Origin of the sequence: Streptomyces sp. NPDC005195 (genome assembly GCF_040608315.1) — a bacterium.
Lineage (GTDB): Bacteria > Actinomycetota > Actinomycetes > Streptomycetales > Streptomycetaceae > Streptomyces > Streptomyces kaempferi.
In genome coordinates this window covers 1-7,698 of sequence record NZ_JBEXHZ010000112.1, presented here as the reverse complement: position 1 = coordinate 7,698, position 7,698 = coordinate 1, and the positions used below count along the sequence as shown (strand labels likewise).

5 protein-coding genes and 1 pseudogene are annotated in these 7,698 nt (G+C 69.7%); 1 reads left to right on the top strand and 5 read right to left on the bottom strand.

Features of this window, described 5'->3' with window-relative positions:
- The 5 genes and pseudogenes from ABZV34_RS35865 to dxs all read right to left on the bottom strand — a co-directional run.
- Nucleotides 1-661 (bottom strand): annotated as a pseudogene (locus tag ABZV34_RS35865) (hypothetical protein); the annotation flags it as partial.
- A gap of 363 nt (nucleotides 662-1,024) precedes the next feature.
- Nucleotides 1,025-2,023: a type I glyceraldehyde-3-phosphate dehydrogenase gene (gap, locus tag ABZV34_RS35860; RefSeq protein WP_356286351.1), complete on the bottom strand. Its 999-nt coding sequence runs from the start codon at nucleotides 2,021-2,023 to the stop codon at nucleotides 1,025-1,027.
- A gap of 139 nt (nucleotides 2,024-2,162) precedes the next feature.
- Nucleotides 2,163-3,119, bottom strand: coding sequence for a helix-turn-helix domain-containing protein (locus tag ABZV34_RS35855; RefSeq protein ID WP_356286348.1), 957 nt, complete (start codon nucleotides 3,117-3,119; stop codon nucleotides 2,163-2,165).
- 87 nt (nucleotides 3,120-3,206) lie between these two features.
- On the bottom strand, nucleotides 3,207-4,658 hold the full coding sequence (locus ABZV34_RS35850) for a DUF488 family protein (protein WP_356286345.1): 1,452 nt from the start codon (nucleotides 4,656-4,658) through the stop codon (nucleotides 3,207-3,209).
- 338 nt (nucleotides 4,659-4,996) lie between these two features.
- Nucleotides 4,997-6,889 (bottom strand): 1-deoxy-D-xylulose-5-phosphate synthase, encoded by a 1,893-nt coding sequence (gene dxs, locus ABZV34_RS35845; protein ID WP_356286343.1) that lies wholly within the window; start codon nucleotides 6,887-6,889, stop codon nucleotides 4,997-4,999.
- A gap of 336 nt (nucleotides 6,890-7,225) precedes the next feature.
- Here dxs and ABZV34_RS35840 point away from each other — a divergent pair, with 336 nt between their 5' ends.
- The gene (locus tag ABZV34_RS35840; protein ID WP_356286340.1) at nucleotides 7,226-7,648 is read left to right on the top strand and encodes a MarR family winged helix-turn-helix transcriptional regulator; all 423 of its coding nucleotides are present in this window, start codon (nucleotides 7,226-7,228) and stop codon (nucleotides 7,646-7,648) included.
- Nucleotides 7,649-7,698 lie beyond the last annotated feature (50 nt).

The window sequence follows — 7,698 nt, the reverse complement described above, 5'->3', positions numbered from 1 at the left end:
CCGCCACCGGTACCGCGACGGCACGGCCCGGCCGGGCTCCGGCGAGCGGTACCGCCCACAGGGCGGCGACGGCGAGCGGCATCAGGAAATGGAACACACCCGGCGACGCCGGTTCGTCCGCGACGACGGGACGGCCGTCGCGGCGCCGGCGTACCAGCGTGAAGACGGCGAGGGCTCCGGCAGCGAGGAGGCAGAGGACGACACCGCCGGCGATGCCTCCGGGACGGGGCACACCCTCGTTCGCGGTGTGCCGCTCGCTCGCGACCTTCATCAGTTCGCCGCGCCACCATGTCAGTGTGACGTGGTCGCCTGCCTCGAAAGCGGCGGCTGTGTCGTAGGAGACGTTCAGCCGGTCCATGGGCCTTCCGCCGGAAAAGTACAGCCAGTCGTCGCTGTGGGACTTGTTCAGCTTGGCCCGGGTGCGCTCGACCACCCCTGGCAGCGTCGTCACGCAGTCGGCGCGCACATCGACCGGTGCCGCGGCCGGGCACGGCGTGGCCGCCCGCCACTCCCGGTCCCGCCGCTCCTCGGAGGACACTCCGACCACGGCGAAACAGGCGGCCCCCACGACCGTCACCACGCACAGCAGCAGCGGCAGCAACCGCGCCCGTACGAAGCGTCCCACCCGTCGGCGCGGGGCCGATTCGCTCATTCCCGACATGGGTCCGATGCTGTCACTTCCCGTATCCGCGGACAATGATCTAGAGCGAACCCATTCCTGCAACTGTCCTGCGCCCGTGTGCTTTTGGGTCCTGAAGGGACAGCGGAACGGCATTGCGCGCCATCCCGCGCACCGCCCCGCGTCGGGCCGCGTGCTCACCGCCGCGATCGGACCGGAGTGGCATCGATGCGGTCCCGGCGTGCACATGGGAGACCTGGGCAGAGCCAACTGTCGCGATGTGGGGTCTGGTGACCATGGGGGGAGAGCGTGAGCCCACCGAGGAAGGACAGGAGTCACCGTGGCCACCGCGTTCCCGCTCACCTTGAGAAGGTGTCACGCTCGCGGTGGCCGTCCGGTGAACGGTCAGCCGTTCGCCAGTAGTTCGAGTGTGTCGATCACGCGGTTCGAGAAGCCCCACTCGTTGTCGTACCAGGCGACCACCTTGATGTGGCGGCCGTCGACCCGTGTGAGGGCCGAGTCGAAGATCGACGAGGCGGGGTTTCCCGTGATGTCGGAGGAGACGAGCGGGTCGTCCGAGTACTCGAGGATGCCCGCGAGATGTCCCTCCGCCGCGGCGCGGTACGCGGCCAGCACCTCGTCACGCGTCACCTCGCGGCTGACGGTCGTATTGAGTTCCACGATCGAGCCCACAGGCACCGGTACCCGGATCGAGTCACCCGACAGCCTGCCTTCCAGGTTCGGCAGGACGTGGCCGATCGCCTTGGCGGCACCCGTCGTTGTCGGGACGATGTTGACGGCGGCGGCACGGGCGCGTCGGGCGTCACGGTGCGGACCGTCCTGCAGGTTCTGCTCCTGGGTGTAGGCGTGCACTGTCGTCATGAATCCGTGCTCGATGCCGGCGAGTTCGTCGAGGACCGCTGCCAGCGGCGCCAGCGCGTTGGTCGTGCACGAGGCGTTGGAGACGATGGTGTGGGTGGCCGGGTCGTAGGCGTCGGTGTTCACCCCGAAGGCGAGCGTGACGTCCGCTCCCTCCGACGGTGCGCTGACGAGCACCTTCTTCGCGCCCGCGTCGAGGTGTGCGCGGGCGGCCGTGGCCGACGTGAAACGGCCCGTCGCCTCGAGCACGATGTCCACGTCGAGTTTGGCCCACGGCAGCTGAGCGGGTTCGCGCTCGGCGAGCACCGCGATACGACGGCCGTCCACGACGAGGGTGTCCCCGTCCGCGGTCACCGGGCGCCCGAGCCGACCGGAAGTCGAGTCGAAGGCGAGCAGCCGCGCGAGACCAGCGGGTTCCGTAAGGTCGTTGACGGCGACGACCTCGAGGTCGCTGTCGCGCTCGAGCAGTGCGCGCAGTACGTTGCGCCCGATACGGCCGAATCCGTTGATGGCGATGCGAGTCATGAGTGGGTGTCCTTTCTGTTCACCACCACGATCGCGCGTACGGCCTGCTCGTGGCATCGGCGAGAGCGCCATGGTCCGCAAGGATCGCGCCATCCGGCGACGAGCTGCTCACCCCGGGCAAACGCCATCCGGAGACGAGCTACTCACCCCGGGCAAAGGTGCGTCTGTACTCGCTCGGGGTGGTGCCGAGGATGCGCTGAAAATGCATCCGGAAATTCGCCCCCGTGCCGAGGCCGACCTCGGTGGCGATCTGCTCGACGCTCCGCTCCGAGCGCTCCAGCAGCTCACGGGCCACGTCGATGCGTGCGCGCCTCACCCACTCCATCGGGGTGTATCCCGTGTCCTCGCTGAAGCGCCGCAGGAAGGTGCGCGGTGAGACTGCCGCATGCCGGGCGAGGACGTCGAGAGTGAGGGGCTCGCCGAGTCTGTGCAGAGCCCACTCGCGGGTGGCGGCGAACCGTTCGCCGAGCGGCTCGGGCACGCTGCGCGGCACGTACTGAGCCTGCCCGCCGCTGCGGTAGGGGGCCGCGACCAGGCGCCGGGCCGCGTGGTTCGACGCTGCCACTCCGAGGTCGCCGCGCAGCATGTGCAGGCAGAGGTCGATGCCCGAAGCGGCGCCCGCCGACGTCAGCACGTTTCCCTCGTCGACGAAAAGAACGTTCTCGTCGACCTGAACGAGTGGATGCTTCGCCGCGAGAGCCCGCGTGTAGTGCCAGTGGGTCGTCGCGCGCTTGCCGTCGAGCAGGCCCGTGGCCGCGAGCGCGAAGGCACCCGTGGAGATGGCGGCGAGCCGTGCCCCCCGGTCACTGGCGGCGATCAGCGCCTCGACGACGGCCGGGGGCGGATCATCGACGTCCGGGAACCGGTAGCCGGGAAGGAAGACGATGTCGCACCACGCGAGCGCGTCGAGCCCGTCGGCGACGTGGTACGACAAGCCGTCGCCGCCGGTGACGAGTCCAGGTGCGGCGCCGCATACCCGCACCTCGTACGGCATGCTCGCGCGCGTGGTGAACACCTGCGCGGGGATGCCGACGTCAAGCGGTTTCGCACCGCTGAGCACCAGGACGGCGACGCGGCGCAGACAGGAGGTGGGCACGAGTGTCAGCGTACGCGGAGCACCCGAGGGGGACGGTGCTGATAGGCCCGTTGAGCTGGGCGTCAGTCCGAGCGAGTCGGTGTGCGGCTAAGCGACGCGTCGGTTCCAACCGGCCGTACGCCTGGCCGTGAGGTGGGGCCGGATTGCGGCGACCACCATGGCGGCGAACACCACCACCCAGACCGCGCCGCCCACCCAGATCTCCCAGCGGCCCAGTGTGGTCAGCCACGACGTCCCGGTCGTGCGGCCCAGTTCGTGGGTGGTGACCCCGTACATACCGATCGGAAAGACCAGGTTCCACCAGCCGAGCTCGTAACGGAAAGGGACCTTGCGCAGGACGTGCCGCCATACCCCCAGAGCCAGCAGCAGCGGAATCAGCCAGCTGGCGAACGACCACAGGACGACGGCCGATCCGGCGACGAGGGAGCGTGACAGCAGCATGCCTTCCGGCGGCAGTTCGAGCAGTCTGGTGCCGGCGAGCACGCTGATCGCCGCCGCGCCCATGCAGATCCACGACGATGTCATGAGGTTTCCCGGTGCCACCGGCCGCGCCAGCAGCCTGGCCAGGACGATCGTCGCGGTCAGCAGATACTGCATCACTCCGATGCCCCAGCAGACCAGGGCCAGCACCTGCAGCAGGTGGCTCGACGTCAACCGGGCCAGACCGGCGGCCGCGACCGCCACCGACTGGGATGCGACCGCCCAGAGGAACCAGGTGCCGTTGACCTGGTCGAATGACGCGTCCCGCCGGGTGCTGGCGATCAGAGCGAGCGGAATCCCGTAACCCAGCAGCAGCCACCCCACCGCTCCGAACGCCAGGAACGCCCCGGCCACCGCGGTATCGCCGTCCGCCACCAGGCGGGCGGCGATCACATCGGAAGCGATGCTGACGGTGAGGAAGGCGAATGCGCGCGGCCCGACGAGATCCGCGACGAAGCGCTGCCGCCAGCGCAGCAACCGCCAGACATAGGCGGGCAACAGCACCGCGCATCCCGCCAGCCCCACCACCAGCAGCGCGAGGGAGGCGGTGTGGGCACCGTTGATGTACAGGGCGGTGGACACGATGCCCGTGCCCATGACGAACGCGAACGCTCCCGCGTTGAGGTTCGCGACCTTGGCGGAAACAGCCGTCCGGTATCCAGGCCAAGGCTGAGGTGCGGGTCGGTGGGGCTCGGAGCGGTCGGCGTCGCTGAGCCGTTCCGCGAGTACGGCAGCATGGCTGTGGTCCGCATCCGGAGCGGCGGTCAGCAGGACGAGCTTGCCGTCGTCGGTGAGGTGACGCAGGTGACTCAGTGCCGCTCGGTGTTCAGGATCCTCGAGCTCGGCGAGATAGCGGCGCCGGAACTCCGCGAAACTCAGGGGCTCATGGCTGTACCAGTCCTGTAGTCCGCTGGATGGCGCGACGTCATCCAGCCACTCGTCGAGATGCGCGTCGTCCCTGCTGATGTCCGGCGGCCAGACACGATCGACCAGCACCCGCTTGCCGTCCTGGAAAGACGTCTGCTCGTGGACTCTGCGACAGGTCACCTGCTTGCCCATGACGTACCTTTCGCGGGTGGGTAACCCGGGCCGTCGAGGCGATCGCCACCTGCCCGCGTGGCGGGGCGCTCGCCCTGGGTTCGGCCCGCTCTCAGGAACGCTGACGCGGGTGTGTCACAGCTCAGAGCGTCAGGCGGGTGCGCGTCCCCGCAAACCCCCCTTCCGATATGTCCATTCTATAAGGCTTTGATCGAATGGCTCAGGCTGAGGGCGGGCGGGCCGCACCGGGCACGCGGAGCACGCGGCGCACACCCCAGGCACCAGGACCCCCGAGCCGCCAGGGAGAGCGCAGGACGACAACTCAGTGTTACTGATCGGTCGTGGTGCGGGCACCACGTCTACGTACGCCCCGGCCGCGAGGAGACGACCGGGACCGCGGTAACAAGGGCCTCTGCGACGGACTGCGCGGTCAGCCCCGCTTCGGCGAGGACTTCGGCGCGGGTCCCCTGCTCGGGAAACCCGTCGGACACTCCGAAGGCGCGCACGGGTACCAGGAGGTCGGCTTCGTGCAGGGCCTGGGCCACCGTGGCCCCGACGCCACCCGTACGAAGGCCGTCCTCGACCGTGGCGACCAGCACATGATCGGCGGCCAGCCCGAGCAGTTCGCCCGGAAGCGGCTTGACCCACCGCGGATCCACCACGGTGACCTCCACACCCCGCGCGGCGCAGAGCTCCGCCGCTTCCAGGCCGACCTTCGCCATGGTGCCGACCGCGATCAGCAGGACGCTCGCGCCGTGGGCCTCGCGCAGCACGTCCACCCCGCCGACCCGGCGGACCGCGGGGAGCGTCGGTGATACCGCGCCTCTGGGGTACCGAAGGACCGTCGGCGCATCGCTGATCGAGACGGCCTCTCCCAACTCCTCGTGGAGCGTGGGCACATCGCGGGGAGCAGCGACGCGCAGGCCCGGGACGGCCTGGAGCATCGCCAGGTCCCACAGCCCGTTGTGGCTCGGTCCGTCGTCGCCGGTGACACCGGACCGGTCGAGGACGAGGGTCGCACCGAGCCGGTGCAGAGCCAGGTCCATCAGCACCTGGTCGAGCGCGCGGTTGAGAAACGTGCCGTAGACGGCGACCACCGGATGCAACCCCGCCATGGCCAGTCCGGCGGCCGAGGCGACCGCGTGCTGCTCGGCGATCCCGACGTCGAAGAACCGTTCCGGATACCGGGAGGCGAACTCCCTGAGACCCACCGAGCCGGGCATGGCCGCGGTGATCGCCACGATCTCCCGGTGCTGTGCCGCCAGCGACACGAGTTCCCGGCCGAACGCCGCCGACCAGCTCGTACCACCGGGGCGGAGCGGGCGGCCCGTCCGCGGGTCGATGGCACCCACGCCATGCAGATGATCCTCGTCGTCCTGCTCGGCAGGTGCGTAGCCCAGACCCTTGCGCGTGATGCAGTGGACGATGACGGATTCGCCGTGATCCTTGGCGCGTTCGAGAGCCGTCTCCAAGGCCGGGACGTCATGCCCGTCGATGGGGCCCAAGTACTTCAGCCCCAGATCCGAGAAGAGCGGCTGCGGTACGAGGGCGTCCTTGAGACCCTCCTTGGCCGCGTGCAAGGTCCGGTAGACGGCCCGCCCCGGCGTTCCCGCGCCGCCCAAGGTCTGTTTGCCCCAGCCGAGCAGTCGCTCGTAGCCGGCGTTCGTGCGCAGGGCGGCCAAGTGCTGTGCGAGTCCGCCCATGGTCGGTGCGTACGAGCGTCCGTTGTCGTTGACGACGATCACCACGGGCCGCCCGGGCGCCGCCGCGATGTTGTTGAGCGCCTCCCAGGCCAGCCCCCCGGTGAGTGCGCCGTCACCGACGACGGCGACGATGTGCCGGTCCGTTTCCCCCGCAAGCTCTCTGGCCTTGGCCATGCCGTCGGCGTACGACAGTGCCACAGAGGCGTGGGAGTGCTCGATGTGGTCGTGCGCGGACTCCTCCCGGCTGGGGTAGCCGGACATTCCGCCGCGTCGGCGCAAACCCGGAAACCCGTCGGCCCGACCGGTGACGATCTTGTGGACGTACGCCTGATGCCCGACGTCCCACAGCAGTGTGTCGCGCGGTGAGTCGAAGACCCGGTGCAGTGCCAGAGTCAGCTCCACCGCGCCCAGGTTGGGCCCCAGATGGCCACCCGTCACCGCCACATTGCGGATCAGGAACTCGCGGATCTCCCCGGCGAGCCCGATCAGCTGCGCGTGGCTCAAAGTCCGCAGATCCGCGGGCTGGTTGATGCGTGCCAGCAGCGTCATACCACTGCTCCTCCTTGTTGCGGACCACAGGAGCTTGCGTTCGTTGTAGTGGCCGACCTGTTCGACCACGTCGCGCTCGGTGATGACGGTAGGACGTCAGGTGAACCGGGACAGGTGGCCGCACGTGCCACAACTACCTCACATCAGGACGTCGGGCCGGGCGGCCGGTGCCCGCGTGGAGTGCTCCCGTCGCACAGCCGAGGGGCGGACGAGTGCCGCCGTGTCCTGATCCGAGGGCTTCAGGTCCCACGGGCACGACATGGCCGCTGTGCGGAACCTGGTTGTCAATCATCGGTCGCGACCTCGTGGCCGAAGAGCCGACCCCCGGGAACGAACATGACCGACGGCACCTCGTCCGACACCGCCCCGCGGCAGGATCCGGGGATCCTCTGGGCCTTGGGCCGCCTGCACGGCGAGTTGCGGGCACGGCATGGTCTGTCACTTCACGACTACCTCATCCTCGGCGCTCTCGCCGAAACCGCGAGCGGATCCGCGCCGGTCGCCCAGCTGACGGCGTTCCTCGGGGAGTCGGGGGGCCGGATGTCGTACGTCCTGAGGGACATGCAGGCGTCCGGCCTGATCGAGCGCGATCGGGAGGAGCGCGACCGCAGGGCTGTGAAGGTCACGCTGACCGATACCGGGCGTGGTGTGTCCGCCGACGCCGAAAAGACCGCGCGGGCGATAGTGCGCGAACACCTTGTGCGCGGCGCGGCCGCCTCCCTTGCCGAACCGCCCGCTCCGGCGTCCCGCACCCCCTGACCGGCAGGCGCGCATGACCCGCTCCGGCCGGGACGCCCCCGAGGTGCCCG